This is a genomic window from Martinezella rhizogenes, assembly GCF_027460065.1.
GTDB classification, from domain to species: domain Bacteria; phylum Pseudomonadota; class Alphaproteobacteria; order Rhizobiales; family Rhizobiaceae; genus Agrobacterium; species Agrobacterium rhizogenes_C.
Map to the genome: position 1 here is coordinate 351,800 of NZ_JAPYZZ010000001.1, position 20,414 is coordinate 372,213.

The following is a 20,414-nucleotide window of genomic DNA, read 5'->3' on the forward strand; positions in this document are numbered from 1 at the left end:
AACCTCATTTTCCGCAACTGGTCGGCCGTTGGCCCTGCCTCACCACTTCTTGGAAAGCTTGAGGGTGATGGTGCGACTATCGCCCCAGCCGCAGACGGAGACGCCGGCGCAGCTCTTGACATATTCCTTGTCGAAGACATTCGCGACGTTGACTGAGGCCGTCCAGTCGTTCTTCTGGTAGCGGATCGCGGCATCGAAGACCGCAGCGTCTGGAACACGCAGCGTGTTTGCCGCATCCGCCCAGGACTTGCCCTGATAACGCACGCCGCCGCCAATGCTGAGGCCTTCAAATGTCTGATCGGTGAAAGCGTAGTCTACCCATAGCGACGCGGTGTGAGCGGGCACGATCCACGGCGATTTGCCGATCAGGTTGGGATTGGCATCCTTGGTGATATCGAGATCAGTATAGGAATAGGAGGCGAGCGCCTTCCAGTTCTCATCGAGATTGGCCTTGGCTTCCAGCTCGAAACCGGTGGACTCCATCTGCCCGAACTGACCGCTCGTGGTCACGCCGCCCGCCGTATAGGAAACGATGGCATTGTCCTTGACCAGCTTGAAGACGGAAGCCGTGATGCTGCCGTCGAAGAAGCTCGGCTCGTATTTGATACCGGCCTCGAACTGGTGCCCTTCCTCCGGGGAGGCAGGGGTGCCGTCGGCGAGCGTATCGATCAGCGGATTGAAGAAGGTGGCGGCCGAAACATAAGGGGTCAGGCCATTGTCGAACTCATAAGCCAGACCGGCGCGGCCGCTCAGCGCGTCATCATTGGAGCGGCGGGAAACACCCGCCGGCAGCCGGTTGTTCAGTTCGGTATCGACATAGTCATAACGGCCATTCAGCGTGACCAGCCAGCCATCACCAAACCGCAGCTGATCCTGGGCATAGATACCGATCTGCTGCTGGGTGACGATATTGTCGGCATAAACGAAGTTCGTTCCCTGCGTCGAGCCATAGACCGGCTTCAGCGCGCCGATCGCATTCGATCCGCAGCAGGCCTGCACCTGATCCAGCCGGTAATATTTGTAGTCGAGGCCGAACAGCAGTGAATGGCTCACCGCGCCTGTATCGAACTGGCCTTCGACGCGGTTGTCGACGCCGAAGTTGTCGACCTTCGACACACCGTCATAACCGAAGCGGGTCAACATATAGTCGTTGGTGGTGGGATCGAGGATCGGCTGGCCGTTGGCATCAGCATTCGCCCAGCCGCCCGGATAGGGCCCGGTCTCGTGCTTGTAGAGATGGCCGTAACGGGCATTCTGGCTGATCTTCCAGCCATTGTCGAATTCGTGGCTGACGTCGTAGCCCACCATCGACTGATAGACACGGCCATTATCGATGTCCGGTTCGCCATAAAAGGCCTTGCGGTCAAGCTTGCCGAAGGGTGCGTCGACCACGGTGCCGACATAGGGCAGGAAACCGTTGCCGACATGGACCTGATCGAGTGCCGAGAAATAACCGTAGAGCGTGGCGCTCGTCTGCGCATCCGGCTCGAAGGTGATCTGCGGCATGATGAAACCGCGCAGATCCTCGGAATAGTCGGTGTAATTGTCGCCGCCCGAGACCTTGCCGGTGACGCGATATTTCCACACGCCCTGCTCATCAACCTTGTCGCCGAGATCGAAACCGAAGAAGGCATTGCCGAAATTGTTGATGCCGATTTCCGTTTCGCGGACCGGTTCATCCTGCGTGTGTTTGCGGACCATCTGCACGATGCCGCCGGGATTGGCTCCGCCATAGAGCACCGAGGCGGGCCCTTTGAGAATCTCCACCCGCTCCAGACCATAGGCATCCATCTGGAAACCGCCGAAACCATAGCTGAACAGGTTCAGCCCATCCAGGAACACGCCAGTCTGGGTTGCCTGGAAACCACGGATGTAAAACCAGTCCGTATCCGGGTCTGTGCCGAAGGGTTCCGCCGTCACGCCGGGCGTATAACGCAGCACCTCGTCGATTTTGGTCACCGCACCGCGGTCGTCCATTTCCTTGCGGCCGACGACCGATACGGACTGGGGAATGTCTTTCGTTTCCGTCTCGGTTTTCGAACCCGTCGCACTTTTCTTGGCGACATAACCCCGGACCGGTCCTGTCGCGTTTTCCGCGCCCTGTCCTTCAACGGTAATCTGCTTCAGAACGGTCGTTTCCTGTGCGTGGCCCATCACAGGCCCCATCAGAACAACGACAGCCGTTCCCAAAGCCAGACGGCTCAAAAACATCCCATGCAAATTTTTCAAGATATGCCCCGAAACAGATCGCGGCCAATGTCCATATCCGACAGGCCGCAGCGCCTCAATTAAGATGAGTGTTTACATCAGGATTAAGGCGGGATGCTTGTCGTTTTCGGCGTGGATTTGAAGCTTATTGGCTTCTCGCACAGTTTCAGACCCGTCATTTGTGAGGCAGGGCGCGGATATCAGCCCTTGCGCCGGCCGATCCTCGCAAGCAGCACCACGGGAAGCATGCCGATGACGACGATCGCCAGTGCTGCGATAGACGCCTCCTCATAGGTGCCGCGCGCCGCTTCGCCATAAAGATGGGTGGCGAAGGTTTCGAAATTGAGCGGGCGAAGGAGAAGTGTCGCAGGAAGTTCCTTGACGCAATCGACGAAGATCAGCAGCGCCGCCGCCGCAAGCGACGCCTTGGAAAGCGGCAGGTGAATCTGACGGAAGGTCTGTGTCGCGGATCGCCCCAGCGTGCGCGATGCATGATCGAAGGATTGCGGGATGCGGCTGAGCCCCGCATCGACACCGCCCGCGGCAATGGTGAGGAAACGGGCGGAATAGGCATAGATGAGGGCCGCGCCACTGCCGATGAAGATGAGGCCGGTGGAAATGCCGAACCAGTCACGCATGGTCTGATCGACAAAACGATCGAAACCGCCAAGCGCGATCAGCACGCCGATGGCGATGACCGTTCCGGGGGCCGCATAACCGACCGTCGAGAGGCGGTAAGACCAGAGCGACAGACGCCCCGGCGCAAGGCGCATGGCATAAGCGACCGCAAGGCCGAGGATCAGGGTGATCAGCGTCGCCAGACCGGCAAAGACGATGGTGTTCACGGCCTCATCGGCAAAACGGGCCGACAGACCACTGAAACGGAACCGCTTCCATGCCTCGATGACGAGATAACTCGCAGGCGCCACGAAGCCGATCAGGACCGGCAGGCTGCCGAGCGTAAAGGCGATCCAGCCCTTGAGGCCTGTCAGCCGCAGCGGCTCCAGCTCCCTGCTTTTCTGCGCGGAAACCGAATAACGCTGCTTGCGCCGCGCCCAGCGCTCCAGCGCCACGAGGGCGACGACGATGAACAGCATGGAAAGCGCGATCTGCGCCGCACCCGGCAGGTCCGATTTCGTGACCCAGGTGGTGTAGACCGAAACCGTGAGGGTGCGCACGCCCAAAAATTCCGAAGCGCCGATATCGTTCAGCGCCTCCATCAGCGCGAGACTGACGCCGACGGCGATTGCCGGACGCGCCAAGGGCACCGCCACCTTGAAAAAAGCCGCACGCCGGGAAACGCCGAGCGTGCGGGCCACTTCCAGCAGGTTGCCCGCCTGCGTCAGGAACATGGCGCGCACGGGAATATAGACATAGGGGAACAACACGAAGCCGAGAAGGACAATGCAGCCTGCGGTCGATCTTATGTCCGGCAGCCGGAATTCGCGCGGGCTGGAATAACCGAGCAGCCACCGTATCGCACCCTGCACCGGCCCGATCGGATGCAGAATATCGAGATAGGCGTAAGCGACGATATAGGTGGGCATGGCCAGCGGTAGCAGCAGCGCCCATTCAAGCACTCTGCGCCCGGGAAAATCATAGGCGGTGACCAGCCACGCGGCCGAGGTTCCGACCACACCGGCCAGCAGCCCGACGCCGGCAAGAAGGATGGCCGTATCCGGCAGAGCCGTCCAGAGCACGGTCGCGCCGAGATGATCCCACAGGCCTTCCGAGCCCTGCACCGCCTGCGAAACAAGCGCCAGAACCGGCACCATGGCACCACAGACCGCCAGCAAAGAAAGGCCCAGCCACCAGAAGGTGGAGGAAAACCTGGCTCTCGCCGGATGGGTCAATGGCTGGATGGTGTCTGGGTTCATGTGCTTCTGGAAAATACGCGGAAAGGCGTCCGCGTGTGCGAACGCCTTCCACCTTGTTATCGTCGACTGGCCTTACTTGTCGAAACCGACCTTGTCGACCAGTTCGCTCGCCTGCTTGCGATGCGACACGATTTCCGTGAGCGGCTTGTTGTCGATCTTCAGTGTGCCGAAGGAAGCGACGATCTCGTTGAGAGCCGCACCCTGCTTGACCGGATATTCGTAGTTGGCTTCGGCATAGATCTTCTGGGCTTCGTCAGAGACGAGATATTCCAGAAGCTTGACGGCTTCCGCCTTGTTCGGCGCATTCTTGGCCACGGCCGCACCGCTGATATTGACCTGGGTGCCGCCATTCTTGAAGGTCGGTAGAACCACCTTGATAGCATCGCCCCACTTCACCTGCTCCTCGCCGCCCTTGCCCGAACGCATCAGGCCGACATAATAGGAGTTGGCAATGCCGATATCGCAAATGCCGCCAAGAATATCCTTGGCAACGTCACGGTCGCCGCCGCCGGCCTTGCGGGCAAGGTTTTCCTTGACGCCGGCAAGCCACTTTTCGGTGTCAGCCGCGCCGTAATGGGCAATGTAGTCGGCAAACAGCGCCGTGTTATAGGGATGCTGGCCGGCGCGAATGCAGACCTTGCCCTTCCACTTCGCATCCGCCAGATCCTCATAATTGAAGGAAGCGAGATCGACGTCCTTCGCCGCATAAAGAACGCGGGCGCGCATCGAGAGCGCAAACCAGTGGCCCTTTGCATCGCGAAGCTCAGCGGGAACAGCCTTGGTCAGGGTCTCGGATTCGACCGCCTGGGTTACACCCTTTTCGGCGAGATCAACGAGATTACCAGCATCGACAGTCATCAGAACGTCGGCAGGGGAACTGGCGCCCTCGCTCAGAACGCGCTCAGCCAGACCGTCCTTGAGGAACACGGTGTTGACCTTGACGCCGCTCGAAGCGGTGAAGGATTCCAGCAGCGGCTGGATCAGGCCCGGCTCGCGGGTTGTGTAGATGTTGAGCTCAGCGGCGCTCACCGTTCCGGCGGCAAAGGTAACCGTGCTGGCAAGCAGGGCAAATCGAGTAAATTTCGTCATAGAGTATCTCCCTCTCCGATAGCGGCAATAGGGGAGCAAACATCATACATGACGGTGTAAATCAAGTTTTATTTCTTCGATTTTCGTACGTATTTGGTCACCAAGAGTTGAAAACAGGGCCGAAATAAACATGCAAATACCCTTATTCAACTTCAGGTAAATATCAGCACCCCCTTGGGATCGATGCCGAACCGCACGGCTTTGGTTTTGGCCGTGCGCTGCATCGTCCTGACACGGAGGTCGGCGGGCAGTCCCGGCACGGCAATGCCAAGCTGCTCGATCTCGCCGAGAAAGACCCGGCTCGATATTTCGCCGGCAATGCCTTCTCTGGCGGTGCCATCCTCGATGATCGAAATCGCATTCGGACGAACATAGGCGATCGCGGCGAGACCGTCAGGCAGATCGGATGCATCGCCCAGCAGCCCAAGCGGCGTTTCGACACGGCCCTGTTTCACCCGGCCTTCGATCTTGTTGAAGGCGCAGAAAAAATCGGCGGCATAGCGGGTTTTGGGATTGTCGTGGATTTCGTAACCCGTGCCGCTCTGGACGATGCGCCCACGCTGCATCAGCACCACACGGTCACCTGCCGATAGTGCCTCTTCCGGGTCATGGGTGACCATGATCGCGGTAGTGCCCAGTTGCCGCAGAAGGCCGAGCGTTTCCTCACGCACATTGTCGCGCAATCCACGGTCCAGATTGGAAAAGGGTTCATCCATCAGCAGCAGGCCGGGCTGTGGGGCGAGTGCGCGGGCAAGTGCCACGCGCTGCTGCTCCCCGCCCGAAAGCGTATGCGGATAACGTTTGGCCAGCTCCTGCAGATGGACATGCTCGATCATTTCCACGGCACGGCGACGCGCCTCCGCCTTCGGCAGTGACCGGAGACCGAACAGGACATTCTGCTCCACGGTCAGATGCGGGAACAGCGCATAATCCTGAAAAACGAAACCGATATTGCGCTTTTCCGGTTCGACAAAGGCAGCCGGCCCGGCAACAACATTGCCATTGAGGGACACGCTGCCGCGATCCGGCGTTTCCACGCCGGCCACAATGCGCAGCAAAGTCGATTTTCCACAGCCGGAGCGTCCCACCAGACAAATAATTTCGCCACGTTCAACGGCAAGATCGATATCGGACAGAACATCCGTATGGCCGAATCTTTTTCCAACCGATTTCAGTTCAAGCGCTGCGCTGCCTGCCATTTCCAATCCTGCCCTGCTTTGCGAATTATGTTGATCGCTCAAATCAGGATTAAAGTCAAAAAACTGCGCCGGATACGGTTTCCATTCACGACGTTGCGAGATGTGCGGCAGCAATATTGACGTTTACGTTAGAGTTAAATAGGCTTTGCCGATGTGATGGACGTCAAGGAATTACGCGTCTATCATTCGTTACCGGGGAGCGAGAGGAGCGGTCGATCCGGTGACGCCACATGAGGTTCCCTCAACCCCGGTCGCATATGCCGGTTGATGCTGGAGCCTCGTGACTATCAGGCAGCACAAAGCGCCTCTTCGCGTTTCATGGAACGCGCGGCGCGACAAAGACTCTGGGAGGAGCAGCATGAGTGAATTGTCCCTGGGACATCCGGAAAATGTCGGTGTTGCCAAGCGTTGGCTGGCATCCTATCCGCCGGGCGTGCCTTCAGAGATCCCCGCCTCGGCAAACGCCTCCCTCGTCCACCTTCTCGAAAAGAGCTGCAAGCAATTTGCCGACCGCAAGGCTTTTTCCAGCATGGGAAAATCCCTGACCTACCGGGAACTCGACGCTGACACCCGCGCGGTCGCCGCCTGGCTGCAATCCAGAGGACTGGAAAAAGGCGACCGGGTTGCGGTGATGATGCCGAACATCCTGCAAAATCCCGTCGCGGTTTATGGAATTCTGCGGGCGGGCATGGTCGTGGTCAACGTCAACCCGCTCTATACCCCGCGCGAACTCGAGCATCAGCTCAAGGACTCCGGCGCGAAAGCACTATTCGTTCTGGAGAACTTCGCCCATGTGGCGCAGCAGGCTGTACCGAAAACCGCCGTCCGGCATGTGGTGGTCGCGGCGATGGGCGATCTTCTCGGCCTCAAGGGGCATATCGTCAATCTGGTGGTTCGCAAGGTCAAGAAGCTGGTGCCGGCCTATGCCATTCCCGGCTCGATCAGCTTCAAGTCCATGCTGAAGGAAGGCCAGGGGGTTTCCCTGAAGCCCGCCGGCCTCACGGCGCAGGACATCGCCTTCCTGCAATATACCGGTGGGACGACGGGCGTATCCAAGGGCGCGATCCTCACCCATGCCAATCTTCTCGCCAACAAGGCGCAGATCAGCCTGTGGCTGGACGCTGCCTTCAGCGGCCGCAAGGACCACCCCGAGGTTCTCAACTTCATCTGCGCGCTGCCGCTCTACCATATCTTCGCACTGACGGTGAATTCACTGATGGGCATTGCGCTCGGCGGCCATAATCTGCTGATCGCCAATCCGCGCGACATTCCCGGCTTCGTAAAAGAGCTTTCGCATTATCAGCCGCATATCTTCCCTGGCCTCACCACGCTTTTCAATGCGTTGATGAACAATGAAGAGTTCCGCAAACTTGACCTGTCGTCGCTCATCTTCGTACTCGGCGGTGGCATGGCAGTGCAAAGGCCGGTGGCCGAACGCTGGCTTTCCGTGGTCGGCTGCCCTATCACCGAAGGTTACGGGCTGTCGGAAACTTCGCCCGTCGCCACCGTCAACCGGCTCGATGCTGCGGAATTCAGCGGCACCATCGGTCTGCCCATCTCCTCGACGGAAATCGATATTCGCGATGAGGACGGCAACAGCCTGCCAACAGGCGAAGTCGGCGAGATTTGCATTCGCGGGCCGCAGGTCATGGCCGGTTACTGGCAGCGGCCCGATGAAACCGCAAAGGCAATGACGACAGACGGCTTCTTCCGCTCGGGCGACATGGGGTTCATGGATGAACGCGGTTACACCAAGATCGTTGATCGCAAGAAGGACATGATCCTCGTTTCCGGATTCAACGTCTATCCGAACGAGGTGGAAGAAGTGGCCGCCAGCCATCCGGGCGTGCTGGAATGCGCCGCAATCGGCGTTCCGGACGAACATTCCGGCGAAACGGTCAAGCTTTTCGTCGTCAAGAAGGACCAGTCCCTGACGGAAGCGGACCTCAAAGCCTTCTGCGCCAAGAACCTGACGAACTACAAGCGGCCGAAGATCATCGAGTTCCGCACCGAACTGCCGAAATCGAATGTCGGCAAGATTTTGCGGCGCGAATTGCGCAATCTGAACTGAACGAAGAGAGAGCCGGGCGACCGGCTCTTTTCTTATCGAAGTCGCCTTGATTTGGTCGCCTGAAAAAGAATAGTTTCCTCATCCTTCCACGGAAGCCGAGGAGCACATGATGCAGGCCACCATCGAAAAACTCAAAGCAACGGCAAGCAGCACAGCCGCAACCGATCTTCGCGCCGCTTTTGCGGCCGATGACAAGAGATTCAGCCGTTTCAGCGTAAAATTCGATGACCTGCTGATGGATTACTCCAAATGCGCCGTCAACGAGGAGATCGTCACGCTTCTCGAACAGCTCGCACGCGAAGGCGGTGTCGAGGCCAAGCGCGAGGAGATGTTCTCCGGCAAGGCGATTAACTTCACCGAAGACCGCGCCGTGCTGCATACTGCGCTGCGCAATCGTTCCAACACGCCTGTACTCGTGGATGGCAAGGATGTGATGCCCGATGTGAACGCCGTGCTGGCGGCCATGGGCAAGTTTGCCGACGCCATCCGCTCCGGTTCGCTCAAGGGCGCGACCGGCAAAAAGATCACCGACGTCGTCAATATCGGCATTGGCGGTTCCGATCTCGGCCCGGTCATGGCGACGCTGGCGCTCGCGCCTTTCCATGACGGCCCGCGTGCCCATTTCGTCTCGAATATCGACGGCGCGCATATTGCCGATACGCTGAAACTTCTCGATCCGGAAACTTCGCTCTTTATCATCGCATCGAAGACCTTCACCACCATCGAGACGATGACGAATGCCGCCACCGCGCGCCGTTTCATCGCCGAAAAGCTGGGCGAAGGCGCCGTCAAGCACCACTTCGCCGCCGTTTCCACCGCGCTGGACAAGGTCGCCGCCTTCGGTATCGAAAGCGACCGCATCTTCGGTTTCTGGGACTGGGTGGGCGGACGTTATTCGATCTGGTCGGCCATCGGCCTGCCACTGATGATCGCCATCGGACCGGACAATTTCGGTAAATTCCTGGATGGCGCGCATGCCATGGATCGCCACTTCCGCGAAGCGCCGATCCGCGAAAACCTGCCGATGCTGCTCGGCCTCATCGGTTTTTATAACCGTAACGTGCTGAACTATCCGACACGCGCGATCCTGCCCTATGACCAGCGTCTTTCGCGCTTCCCGGCCTATCTGCAGCAGCTCGACATGGAATCGAACGGCAAGGGTGTGACCATCGACGGCACCCCGGTCGAAGGCCAGTCCGGCCCGGTTGTCTGGGGCGAGCCCGGCACCAACGGCCAGCACGCCTTCTACCAGCTGATCCACCAGGGCACGAGCGTCATCCCGGCGGAATTCATGATCGCCGCCAATGGCTTCGAGCCGGAACTGCGCCATCAGCACCAGCTTCTCATCGCCAATTGCCTGGCGCAGTCGGAAGCGCTGATGAAGGGACGCACGCTTGCCGAGGCGAAAGCCCAGCTCACCTCCAAGGGCATGGAAGACAAACTCGCCGACTTTATCGCGCCGCACCGCGTCTTCACCGGCAATCGCCCGTCCATCACCTTCGTCTATGACAAGCTGACGCCTTTTGCACTTGGCCGGCTGATCGCGCTCTATGAACACCGCGTTTTCGTGGAAGGCGTGCTGTTCCGCATCAACTCCTTTGATCAGTGGGGCGTGGAGCTTGGCAAGGAACTGGCAACCGGCCTGCTTCCCGTCGTCGAAGGCAAGGAAAGTGCTGCTGGCCATGACAGCTCGACGCAGGGGCTGGTGAAGGCGCTGGCGGGTCTGGCCGGATAAACCCAGCCATCACGATCTTGCGAAAGCCGGAAGGAAACTTCCGGCTTTTTCAATACAGCATGGATGAGATGTCGTTTTGCAGGTGGCTATGCCGTTCCGGCCGGGAAAGGATTTCCTGGAGTTTCATGATCTGCCCTCGGATGCCGTCCTATCGATCGTGGACCGTGCCGGCAGTCTGGCCGGGCACTGGTCGACGGCCACCATGCCACAAACTCTCAAGGGAAAGCGCGTCGGGCTGATCGTTGATGACACCGGCTGGCGCAATACCGCAGCCTTCGATCTTGGTATACAGGCGATGGGCGGCATTTGCGTCACCGTTCCAATCAACTTTAATGGCCGCGAAGACATTGTCGATCTGGCGGGCTATCTCGACAATTGGTTCGACCTGCTGATTGTCCGCACGAAAGAACTCTCGACGCTGCGAGTACTTGCAGCCGAGATGAGTGCACCCGTCATTAACGCGCGGACCAGGTCCAATCATCCATGCGAAACGCTTGGCGATTTGGCCTACGTCAAAAGTGTAAGGGGCCGTATGGATGACCTCAAAATTGTGGGTGTGGCACCGGATGCCAATATTCTACGCTCATGGGTAGAGGCCTCGATATCCCTGCCCATTCAGGTCACGCAGGTCTATCCCAATCAATGGCATGTCTCCGATCCCGCGCTCACCAATTCAAACTTCAGGACAAGCTCCGACATTACGGAATTGCTCGATGCGGATGTGATCATTACCGATTCCTGGCCTGCTGGATCGGATCACGATCTTGCAGATTTTAGCATATCCGCATCCCTTCTCGACAGTATGAGGCCTGGCACGATCTTTTTGCCCTGCCCGCCGGTCACCCGTGGACAGGAAGTAACGGCAGACGCCATGCTGCACCCGGCCTGCCAAAGCCGGGCCGCCAAGGCCTATCTTCTGCACGCGCAGAACGCCCTGATGGAATTTCTTTTGACCTGAGACGGCGCTGCGTCTTCAAATATAAAGTGCTGCCATCTTCCGCCACGCACCGGCACGATGGGCACGCCCTTCCCAGACATGCAGCTGATGCCCCACCTGCTTGTCTGAAAGCAGGCGGCTCAGATGATGGTTGTTGTCCAGAAACGGGTCGGCATCGCCGATGGTGAAGACCATATCGATGCGGCGCAGCTGTTCCAGCCGGAAGGGGCAGGCAAGGCCGGGCAGAAAGTGGCTCGGCATGTGGAAATAGACGTCGTCGTCATAATAGCCGTCGAACAGATCGCCGAAGGATTCCACCTTCATCGTCAGATCATAACGGCCGGAAAAGGCGACGAGCTTGGTGAAGAGATGCGGGTGGCGGAAGACGAGGCTGGCGGCCTGAAAGGCACCGAGGCTGCAGCCCTGCACAATGGTGCTGCCATCAGGATTTTTCTCGGCCATCAACGGCAGTACTTCGTTGAGAATATAGGCCTCAAGTGCGGCGTGGCGGCGCACACGGTCGGCGGGATGGTGATGGCCCGCGTAAAAACTTTCCCGTGCCAGACCCTCGATACAATAAAGCTGGAGGTGGCCGGCCTCCAGCTTGTCGGACAGGCTCGCGACGATGCCCAATTCCTCATATTCGAAAAATCGCCCGTCGCGTGTCGGGAACATCAGCACCTTCGCACCGGCATGACCGAATATCAGGAGCTCCATGTCACGATGGAGCCTGTGACTATACCAGCGGAGATATTCGCGTTTCATGGCACCTTGAAAAACCGTCTGACCTTGTCCTTATGGACCGCATCTTGCGATGCGCTGTCAGCGTATTCGAAATGGCCCGCGTCTAGGATGAAGATTTCATTAAATTTTGATTGCGGCAAAGCATTGGCCACCGCGAACTGGCAGGGCGGCGCCACGGCTGGATCGAAAAGCGCCGGCGCGACCAGCATCGGCACTTTTATACGGGCTGCGGCACAGGCTGCATCGAACAGACGCAACGTCTCGAGCACATGGGCGTGGGTCTTCTGATAGGTCTGAACCGCATCCGCACTGCCAACGGTGGGCAACGTCAACCAGAATGGCCGATGGCCGAAGGTCGGCACGACAAGATGACCGCGGTCGATGCGCGCGTCGAAAGGAATGGCCAGGGCACCGATGCCGCCGCCGAAGCTGATGCCGCTATACCCCACCTTCCCCTCCAGCCAGGGATAAAGGCTGACGAGCGTCGATACGGCGACCCACAGATCATCGACGCAACCGCCGATGATGTAGTCATCCTTCCGGTCGATATTATAGAGGACATGCAGGGCCGGATCGGACGAAATCGGCGGGCAGGCGCTGAGCGAAAGCCCACGAAAACAGGGAAACAGCACGGCTGTCTCTTCCATCGGCACATCGAAATCGGGCTCTCCGCGTCCGCCATAACCATGGCCGACGACGAGGCCGCGCCGCACCTGTCCCTCACGCGGCAAAAGCAGCCACCCGCCGATACGGAAACCGTCGGTGGATGTGTAGGAAAGATCGAGGACCTGCCAGCGGGGATGGGTTAACTTGCTCCTGCGCAACACCGGTCGCGGATCTGTTGCGAGCGCACGGCGATAGCGTTTTTTCCAGAAATCATCAAACCCCGGAGGCGCTTCCGGCGGGGTAATGGCGAGCAACTGCTCGCGCTGCATGCCATAAGTGGGGTCGAAATCGAAAGGATGGGTTTTGGGAACGCTCATGCGATGCATGTTTCGTGAAAAACCGGCGGAGACAAGCTTGAGAATCGCGAAATAACGGTTTTTTACGGCTTTAGCGCCGGGAAGAGTGTTGAACCACCTTTTCAAAATGGTTCAACCGTGCCCTTCATAAACCGATTTCATGCGCGAAAGGCGGATTTGCGCCAGCGCGCGAGACAGTAACCGCAGCCGCTTTCGCACCGAGCGACAGGGCTTTCCTGATCTGCTCTTCGGTCAGCGACGCAACCTGCGCCTTGGTCAGCAGGCCCTGCATTTTCAGTGATGCGAGAATGCCGGCGTCGAAGGTATCGCCCGCACCGACCGTATCGACCACCTCCACGCGTTCAGATGCAACTTCGACCTTCAGACCGGAAGTGTAACCCACGGCACCCTTGGCGCCACGGGTGACGACGACCAGTTTCGCACCATGGTGCAGCCAATGGCGGGCAAGCGTATCCTCGTCGCCCTCCAGACCGAACCACGCCAGGTCCTCATCCGAGAACTTGACGATGTCAGACATGGCCGCCATGCGACGGATGCGGGCCATATGCGACTGCTTGTCCTTGATGAAGCCGGGACGAATATTCGGATCGAGCGAGATGACGCGGCTTTGGTGCTCGCGCGTCATCAGCGCCTCATAGGTGCTGCCGCAGGGCTCGGGAATGAGGCTGATAGCGCCGAAATGCAGCGCTTCGCAATCGGCACCGAGTGCCGGAAGCTCGGCCTCGCTGATCATCCGGCCGGCGGTGTTTTCATCGTAAAAGGCATAGGTCGCGTGGCCATCCACCAGCTTGACGAAGGCGATGGTGGTGGGGCGCGAAAGGGTGGCGCAATAGCTGAAGTCCACCTTGCTGGCGCGCAGGGTCTCCCGCAGGATATCGCCCATCATGTCATCGGAAAGACCGGTGAAAAACGCCGAGGGAACGCCGAGACGCCCCAGCGCAATTGCCGTGTTGAAGACCGCTCCGCCTGCATAGGGGGCAAAACCCGCCTCACCCAGCGTCGTCTGCCGGGGCAGCATGTCGATCAGGGCTTCACCACAACACAGGATCATTACGGTCCTCCTCAAAACAGCAAAATCAAATGAACTTAAATCGATTTAGACGAAGATCGATCGGAAGGCCAGCCACAAGCTGGACTGGCCACATCCGAAATCACGATTGCGGCAATTCGCTGACACCGCCGTGCTTTGCCGACCAGGGCAGCGGGTTATCGAGGAAGGCCTCGACCTCCGAAAGGGTCTTTTCGTCGAACAGTTTTTCAGCACGGGCGACCGCCAGAACATCGCGCCAGGTCGTCAGGTAATGCAGCTTGACATTGCCGTTGGCGAAACGCGCTTCAGCCTCCTCGAAGATGCCGTAATAGAAGAGCGCAATGCCGTGATCGACAATACCGCCCGCCGCACGGATGGCGTCGATGAAGGTGAACATCGAGCCGCCGGCCGTCGTCAGATCCTCGATGACCAGAACGCGGGCGCCTTCAGGCATATGGCCTTCGATCTGGGCGTTGCGGCCGTGGCCTTTTGGCTTCTTGCGGCAATAGATCATCGGCAGGCCAAGGCGCTCGGCAAGGAAAGCGGCGAAGGGAATGCCCGCTGTCTCACCACCGGCCACACAGTCGAATTTCTCGAAACCGGCCTCGCGCATCACTGCTGCTGCCGCGAAATCCATCGCCGCCGAGCGGACGCGCGGGAAGGAGATGAGCTTGCGCATATCGATGTAGACGGGGCTCTTCATGCCCGAAGCGAAGGTATAGGGGCTTTCGGAATTAAAATGGACCGCCTTGATTTCCCACAACATCTTCGCAACCAGTTCCGCGACGACTGTGCGGTCGGTGAATGTGAAATGGTTCATAGGCGTTCTCCTTTTTCGGCCTTGGTTTATCGCTCCGAAAACCCGCATCGGTGTTCGGAAAGCACGACGTCTTTGTTCGGTATTTCGTACCCCCGCAGGCGAATGCCTGTGGACCATAACAAAACCGCCGGCAGTGCCGGCGGTCATAAAAATCAGCTTACATCCCAATGAAGCGGGAACATCGGATCGAATACGGTCACCGGTCCGGCGCCCGTTTCAATCTTTTCGGGAAACGCCACCGCTTCCTCGCGCTTGACCAGGATGATGGTTTCTTCGTTCGGCGCAAGACCATACCACGCCGGGCCGTTGAGCGAGGCGAAGGCCTCCAGCTTATCGAGGGCATTCTCATCCTCGAAGACATGGGCAAGGCAGCTCATGGTATTGATGGAGGTATAGATGCCGGCGCAGCCGCAGGCGCATTCCTTCAGCGGGTCCACATGCGGGGCGGAATCCGTGCCGAGGAAGAAACGGGCATCACCCGAAGTCGCGGCAGCCCGCAGTGCCAGCCGATGCTCTTCGCGCTTGGCGACGGGCAGGCAATAATAATGCGGCTTGATACCGCCGACCAGAATGGCGTTACGATTGATGATGAGGTGGTGGGTGGTAATGGAACCGGCCAGATTGGCCTTGGACGATTTGATGTAGTCGACACCATCGCGGGTAGTGATGTGCTCCATCGTCACCTTCAGTTCCGGCAGGCGCTGGCGCAGCGGCTTCAGAACCGTCTCGATGAAGGCTTTCTCCCGGTCGAAAATATCGACCTCTGGCGTCGTCACCTCGCCATGCACGCAGAGCGGCAGGCCAATCTTCGCCATGCGCTCCAGCACCGGCATCGCCTTATTGAAGTCGCGCACGCCGCCGTGGGAATTGGTTGTCGCACCCGCAGGATAGAGCTTCACGGCGGTGATGAGGCCACTTTTTTTGCCCTCTTCCACATCGTCGGCCTGCGTATCCTCGGTCAGGTAGAGGGTCATCAGCGGCTCGAAGCGGTCACCCGCCGGGATGGCCTTGACGATGCGTTCGCGATAGGCGCGGGCATCGTCGGTGGTGACGACCGGCGGCACGAGGTTCGGCATGATGATGGCGCGGGCGAAATGTCGGCTCGTATCCCCGATCACCCCTTCCAGCATGGCGCCATCACGAAGATGCAGGTGCCAGTCATCAGGGCGGCGCAGGGTGAGCGACTTCATCGGGATACCTCGGAGCATGATGGAATTGCGCTCGCTTAGCATCTTTTGTCGCGGGAAAACAGCCGCCAGAGACCATCGGGCAGCTGTAAACGTCATTTTTTTGAAGCGTGCTTCAGATGTTGCCCGCTTCCGGACCCCAGACATCGGTCATGGCGAAACCATCGGCCAGCGGGTCGAAGGGATCGAGGCCAACCTGGTGCAGGCCGAAGGTGAAGCCGCGCCCGGCAATGGTGGGAATGACGGCAGGACGACCCGCCACCTCGGTGACGGCGGAAAGGCCGACATCGAATTCCGAACCGATGATCGAGCGGGATTTATATTCGTCGCCCACCTTGACCTTGCCGCGCGCATAAAGCGTGGCGAGATTGGCGGAATTGCCGGTGCCGCAGGGCGAGCGATCCGCCCGGCCCGGCCACATGGTGGTGCAAGTGCGAATGGAGCCATCCGCATCGACATCGCGGAACATCACATAGGCCACGCCTGATATGGCGGGAATTTCCGGATGAACGACCGTCATTTCACGGTTGACGAGGTCCTTTAGAGTCATGCCGGCGGCAACGAGTTTCGCGGCATTGGCCTTCTCGATGGTGAGACCGATCTGGCGAACATCAACGAGTGCATAAAAAATGCCGCCATAGGAAATGTCCATCGTCACCCTGCCCCATTCGGGCGTGTCGATGCTGACATCCAGCTCATGCACGAAGGACGGCACCATGGTCAGCTTGACCTTTTCGCAGCGCCCGTCACGGCAAGTGGCGGTGGCCTTCACCAGACCGGCGGCCGTTTCGAGAATGATAACAGTTTCAGGCTCTTGCATCTCCACCATGCCGCTCTCCAGAAGCGCGGTCGTCGCGCAGATGGAATTCGAACCCGAACTGGCGTGCGCCTGATCCGGCTGGAGAATGACGAAAGCGGCATGCGCATCCGGATGCTTCGGCGGCAGGAGGAGATTGACCGACCCCATGGGCGTGCCGCGCGGCTCCAGCGTCAGGAAGCGGCGCAAGGCTTCCCCTTGCGGATCGGTGTTCATCCAGTGAAGCTGCTCGGCCACCGTGTTGCCGGGAATTTTCGGCGCGCCGCCGGTGACGACACGGCCGATTTCGCCTTCGCAATGGACATCGAGAAGCTGGAGGGTGCGTTTCCAACGCATAGGAATCTACTCCGGAAGTTGGGTTGTTGGCCCGACCATACAGATAAAAATACAAGCTGTATACAAATCTGCTGGGAGTGCAGTGACAAAAACACCTGACGTTTCCACCACCCCCGCCACATCGTGGCTTAGCGGCTACGGCACTCCGCCCGCTTTCGATTGGCGGCGGCATCGCAGTTGACCCTTGACGACTGAAGCGCCTGATCGTCCACCACGGAACCGGCCGTATCGCCCACCGACCCGACGGTGTTTTCGACGGAACGGCCAAGCCGCTCCACCTGCCTGCCATAATTCTCCCGCGTGCGCGGATCGAAGACCGCGATCGGCGCGCTGACCACGACGCTGGCGGCCGTTCCGACTGTTTGCGCAGCACCGATACTGACAGCACCCAACGCTTCGCCCAGACCGACGTCGGAATCCGTCACCGTCTGGCCGGCGATAAGGCGGTCGCCAATCAGGCGGACGACCTCGGGGCTCTCGGCAAATTTGCCGTGGTTCAGGCGGTCACCGGATTGCAGCTTGGTGAGATCGAGAACCGTGATGCCCGCCTTTTCCAGCTGGCTGCGATAGGGTTCCACGGAAGGATCGATCTGGCCGAGACGATCGACATTGCCGGAAATGCGGCGCGACAGGCTGAGAGCCCGGTCGTCCTGCGAGACGAAGAGCGTGAATTTGGGCGGCGTCTTGCCGAGGCTGGTGAACTGTCGGCTGAACACATCCACATCGAGATCCGGCGCGGCCAGAATGACATTGCTGATCTTCGGATCAACGCGGCCGTTGCGGATGGCCATCTGACGCAGCGCCTCCACCGCAAGCCAGGTGCCCATGGAATGCGCCATGACGGTAACCTCGCCGATGGACTTGTCCTTGGCCAGACGCGTCAGCATCTCCTCAAGCGCATCACGCGAGTAGTTGGTGCTTTCCTTGTCGTAATTATAGTCGAAGATGCTTGCCCGCGACGGCCAGGTGAACACGACAGGCACAACATCCGTACCGGAATCATGGACGATCTGAGCGAAACGATAGACGGATTCTTCGTAACGATTGTTGAAACCATGTACGAAGACCAGCACGCGGCGGTCTTTCGCTATGTGTTTACCGATCCAGCTTCTAGTTTCGGCTTCGGAGCGAATAGGCTCCACCGCCACCGTGGTGAAATCCTTCAGCGGATTTGGCGGCAGCTTCTTTGGCCATTGCACCTGCCCTACCTTGCGGCTGGCGTTTGGCGGAATGGAGATCGTGACGGCATCGACCTTCAGGCCTGTTCCGCGTTCACCGCCAAAAAGCACGGCGGCATTTTCCGATGGCGCACGCGTGGTGGCAACCAGAAGATTGATCGGCGTCGTGCCCGCCACGGTCTGCCCCGTTGGCGTCATGACACCGATGGGACGCCCACCGCAGCCTGCGAGCAGGGCGACAATCGCAATTACGGCCACCAAGCGAATGGGCATCACATCACTCTCCTACAACCCAGAGGCAGCCGGATAGCAGCCAGGGGAGAGGATTTTCTACCGGAGGCGGAACTGCCGCGCCAGCAACCAACGCGGAACAGCGGGCACTTTCCGCACGGGTGTGTCCAAACGGACCCAATTGCCGGGCGATTGCACCGGCAAATCGGCTGCTGGCAAAAGTGCAGGGCCTATCGCTGCGGCAGCATAGTGCCCCTCTCCCGAAGCGCGTTATGCCAGGACAGCGCCTCTTCGATGAGATGTGGCGTGTGCCCGCCCCGCGCCACCGCCCGCTGGTAATAATCCTTCAGCGCGTCGCGATAGCCGGGATGCACGCAGTTTGCGATGATGACTGCCGCCCGTTCGCGGGGCGCGAGACCACGCAGATCGGCAAGGCCCGTTTCGGTGACGAGAATATCAACATCGTGTTCGGTATGGTCGACATGGCTGACCATGGGCACGACGCTGGAAATGGCGCCGCCCTTGGCAATCGATTTGGTGACGAAGATCGACATATAGGCATTGCGGGCGAAATCTCCCGAGCCGCCAATGCCGTTCATCATGTGGGTTCCGCCGACATGGGTGGAATTGACGTTTCCGTAAATATCGAATTCCAGCGCCGTGTTGATACCGATGATGCCGAGCCGGCGGATAACTTCCGGATGGTTGCTGACTTCCTGCGGGCGCAGGATCAGCCTGCTCTTGTACTCGGCCAATCTCGGCATCACCTGCGCATTCATGGCGGAAGAGAGCGTGATCGACGAACCGGAGGCGAAGGTCAGCTTACCCGCATCGAAAAGTTCGAAGGTCGAATCCTGCAGGACCTCCGAATACATTTTGAGATCGTGAAACGGCGTATCGATGAACCCGTGCATCACGGCATTGGCGATGGTGCCGATGCCAGCCTGGAGTGGCTGGAGTTCATGGGTCATGCGGCCGTGGCGCACTTCGTTCAGCAGGAATTCGGTGAGATAGCCGGCAATCGCCTTGGTCTCGTCATCGGGCGGCAGCACCGTTGAAAAACTGTCGCTCTTGTCGCTCAGCACGATTGCGGCGATTTTTTCCGGCGGCACCGGAATGAATGGCAGGCCGACACGGCTATCCGTCGCAACCACGGGGATGGGCATGCGGGTCGGGCGCTTGGCGGGAATGAAGATGTCGTGCAGCCCCTCCAGCACTTCGGGCTGCGACAGGTTGATCTCGACGATGACCTTGTCGGCCAGAATAGCGAAGCTCGCGGAATTGCCGACCGAGGTGGTGGGCACAATACCGCCCTCCGCCGTAATCGCTACCGCCTCAACGATGGCGATATCGACTCCATGGATCTGACCGCCGCGCAGTTGCTCCACCGTTTCGGACAGATGCTGATCGATGAACATCACCTTGCCGTCATTGATTGCTTTGCGCAAAGCCGGATCGGACTGGAACGGCATGCGGCGTGCCAGCATGCCGGCCTCGACCATGGTTTTATCGAGATCGTTGCCGAGGGAAGCGCCGGTCATCAGGGTAATTTTCATGGGGTTCGTCTTGGCGCGCTCGGCCAGCGCCAGCGGCACGGCCTTGGCTTCGCCGGCGCGCGTAAAACCGCTCATGCCCACCGTCATGCCATCCTGAATGAGACTGGCGGCCTCTTCGGCGCTGACGATCCTGTTCAAGAGGGACGCGTTGCGGATACGCTTTTCAAGCATGCACTTCTCCATGATCTGTCATCACGATGGCACGGCATTTGGTTGGCCACCTCTGGGGCGACTATGGCGTGCAGTTTCATCGATGAAACTGACATAGATCAAGGGTGTGAACGCAACCATGGCTTTCGCACCTCAAATCCCGTTCACAAATCGCAAGTGACGCATCGGCGCGACAGGCTGTGAGGTCTTCAGACCATCGCAGCCTCCTGATCGGCACAAGGCTTCCGCCAAGCCTCTCCGTCGCC

At 59.2% G+C, this 20,414-nt stretch carries 15 protein-coding genes; 3 read left to right on the forward strand and 12 right to left on the reverse strand.

What is annotated here, in order from left to right; translation table 11 throughout:
• Positions 1–39 precede the first annotated feature (39 nt).
• The 4 genes from O8B93_RS01725 to O8B93_RS01740 form a co-directional block, all read right to left on the reverse strand.
• Complete coding sequence (locus tag O8B93_RS01725) at positions 40–2,229, reverse strand: TonB-dependent siderophore receptor (RefSeq protein ID WP_269708097.1); 2,190 nt, start codon at positions 2,227–2,229, stop codon at positions 40–42.
• A 179-nt stretch (positions 2,230–2,408) separates the two neighbouring features.
• Positions 2,409–4,085 (reverse strand): ABC transporter permease, encoded by a 1,677-nt coding sequence (locus tag O8B93_RS01730; protein ID WP_269708098.1) that lies wholly within the window; start codon positions 4,083–4,085, stop codon positions 2,409–2,411.
• Between the two features lie 72 nt (positions 4,086–4,157).
• Entirely contained in the window at positions 4,158–5,174 is a 1,017-nt protein-coding gene (locus tag O8B93_RS01735) for an extracellular solute-binding protein (protein ID WP_269708099.1), read from the reverse strand.
• Positions 5,175–5,326: 152 nt separating this feature from the next.
• Positions 5,327–6,373, reverse strand: coding sequence for an ABC transporter ATP-binding protein (locus O8B93_RS01740; RefSeq protein ID WP_269708100.1), 1,047 nt, complete (start codon positions 6,371–6,373; stop codon positions 5,327–5,329).
• Positions 6,374–6,731: 358 nt separating this feature from the next.
• On the opposite strand from O8B93_RS01740, the gene O8B93_RS01745 reads away from it, so the two are divergent.
• The 3 genes from O8B93_RS01745 (at position 6,732) to O8B93_RS01755 (ending at position 11,137) form a co-directional block, all read left to right on the forward strand.
• Complete coding sequence (locus O8B93_RS01745) at positions 6,732–8,444, forward strand: long-chain fatty acid--CoA ligase (RefSeq protein WP_269708101.1); 1,713 nt, start codon at positions 6,732–6,734, stop codon at positions 8,442–8,444.
• 109 nt (positions 8,445–8,553) lie between these two features.
• Positions 8,554–10,179, forward strand: coding sequence for a glucose-6-phosphate isomerase (gene pgi, locus O8B93_RS01750; protein WP_269708102.1), 1,626 nt, complete (start codon positions 8,554–8,556; stop codon positions 10,177–10,179).
• Between the two features lie 88 nt (positions 10,180–10,267).
• Entirely contained in the window at positions 10,268–11,137 is an 870-nt protein-coding gene (locus O8B93_RS01755; protein WP_269708626.1) for an ornithine carbamoyltransferase, read from the forward strand.
• A 15-nt stretch (positions 11,138–11,152) separates the two neighbouring features.
• Here O8B93_RS01755 and O8B93_RS01760 read toward each other — a convergent pair whose 3' ends face one another.
• The 8 genes from O8B93_RS01760 to O8B93_RS01795 form a co-directional block, all read right to left on the reverse strand.
• Positions 11,153–11,881, reverse strand: a complete 729-nt coding sequence (locus O8B93_RS01760) for an esterase family protein (RefSeq protein ID WP_269708104.1) — start codon at positions 11,879–11,881, stop codon at positions 11,153–11,155.
• Positions 11,878–12,843, reverse strand: coding sequence for an acetylxylan esterase (locus tag O8B93_RS01765; protein WP_269708105.1), 966 nt, complete (start codon positions 12,841–12,843; stop codon positions 11,878–11,880). Before O8B93_RS01765 ends, O8B93_RS01760 begins: the two co-directional genes overlap by 4 nt.
• Positions 12,844–12,967: 124 nt before the next feature.
• Positions 12,968–13,894 (reverse strand): carbohydrate kinase family protein, encoded by a 927-nt coding sequence (locus O8B93_RS01770; protein ID WP_269708106.1) that lies wholly within the window; start codon positions 13,892–13,894, stop codon positions 12,968–12,970.
• Between the two features lie 100 nt (positions 13,895–13,994).
• Positions 13,995–14,693 carry an orotate phosphoribosyltransferase gene (locus O8B93_RS01775; RefSeq protein ID WP_269708107.1) on the reverse strand — a complete coding sequence of 233 codons (699 nt, stop codon included), beginning with the start codon at positions 14,691–14,693 and terminating at the stop codon, positions 13,995–13,997.
• Between the two features lie 152 nt (positions 14,694–14,845).
• Positions 14,846–15,883 carry a dihydroorotase gene (pyrC, locus tag O8B93_RS01780; protein ID WP_269708108.1) on the reverse strand — a complete coding sequence of 346 codons (1,038 nt, stop codon included), beginning with the start codon at positions 15,881–15,883 and terminating at the stop codon, positions 14,846–14,848.
• A gap of 112 nt (positions 15,884–15,995) precedes the next feature.
• Positions 15,996–17,033: a 4-hydroxyproline epimerase gene (locus tag O8B93_RS01785; RefSeq protein WP_173986177.1), complete on the reverse strand. Its 1,038-nt coding sequence runs from the start codon at positions 17,031–17,033 to the stop codon at positions 15,996–15,998.
• Between the two features lie 128 nt (positions 17,034–17,161).
• Entirely contained in the window at positions 17,162–18,484 is a 1,323-nt protein-coding gene (locus tag O8B93_RS01790; protein ID WP_269708109.1) for an alpha/beta hydrolase, read from the reverse strand.
• A gap of 188 nt (positions 18,485–18,672) precedes the next feature.
• Positions 18,673–20,169 carry an acetyl-CoA hydrolase/transferase family protein gene (locus O8B93_RS01795; protein ID WP_269708110.1) on the reverse strand — a complete coding sequence of 499 codons (1,497 nt, stop codon included), beginning with the start codon at positions 20,167–20,169 and terminating at the stop codon, positions 18,673–18,675.
• Between the last annotated feature and the right edge of the window lie 245 nt (positions 20,170–20,414).

Bases quoted from the DNA above. Each gene is read 5' to 3' on its own strand.
- O8B93_RS01795 (WP_269708110.1), bottom strand. From the start codon at position 20,169: ATGCTTGAAAAGCGTATCCGCAACGCGTCCCTCTTGAACAGGATCGTC.
- O8B93_RS01765 (WP_269708105.1), bottom strand. From the start codon at position 12,843: ATGAGCGTTCCCAAAACCCATCCTTTCGATTTCGACCCCACTTATGGC.
- O8B93_RS01770 (WP_269708106.1), bottom strand. From the start codon at position 13,894: ATGATCCTGTGTTGTGGTGAAGCCCTGATCGACATGCTGCCCCGGCAG.
- O8B93_RS01760 (WP_269708104.1), bottom strand. From the start codon at position 11,881: ATGAAACGCGAATATCTCCGCTGGTATAGTCACAGGCTCCATCGTGAC.
- O8B93_RS01790 (WP_269708109.1), bottom strand. From the start codon at position 18,484: ATGCCCATTCGCTTGGTGGCCGTAATTGCGATTGTCGCCCTGCTCGCA.
- O8B93_RS01745 (WP_269708101.1), top strand. From the start codon at position 6,732: ATGAGTGAATTGTCCCTGGGACATCCGGAAAATGTCGGTGTTGCCAAG.
- O8B93_RS01735 (WP_269708099.1), bottom strand. From the start codon at position 5,174: ATGACGAAATTTACTCGATTTGCCCTGCTTGCCAGCACGGTTACCTTT.
- O8B93_RS01740 (WP_269708100.1), bottom strand. From the start codon at position 6,373: ATGGCAGGCAGCGCAGCGCTTGAACTGAAATCGGTTGGAAAAAGATTC.
- O8B93_RS01785 (WP_173986177.1), bottom strand. From the start codon at position 17,033: ATGCGTTGGAAACGCACCCTCCAGCTTCTCGATGTCCATTGCGAAGGC.
- O8B93_RS01755 (WP_269708626.1), top strand. From the start codon at position 10,268: ATGCCGTTCCGGCCGGGAAAGGATTTCCTGGAGTTTCATGATCTGCCC.
- O8B93_RS01775 (WP_269708107.1), bottom strand. From the start codon at position 14,693: ATGAACCATTTCACATTCACCGACCGCACAGTCGTCGCGGAACTGGTT.
- O8B93_RS01730 (WP_269708098.1), bottom strand. From the start codon at position 4,085: ATGAACCCAGACACCATCCAGCCATTGACCCATCCGGCGAGAGCCAGG.
- pyrC (WP_269708108.1), bottom strand. From the start codon at position 15,883: ATGAAGTCGCTCACCCTGCGCCGCCCTGATGACTGGCACCTGCATCTT.
- pgi (WP_269708102.1), top strand. From the start codon at position 8,554: ATGCAGGCCACCATCGAAAAACTCAAAGCAACGGCAAGCAGCACAGCC.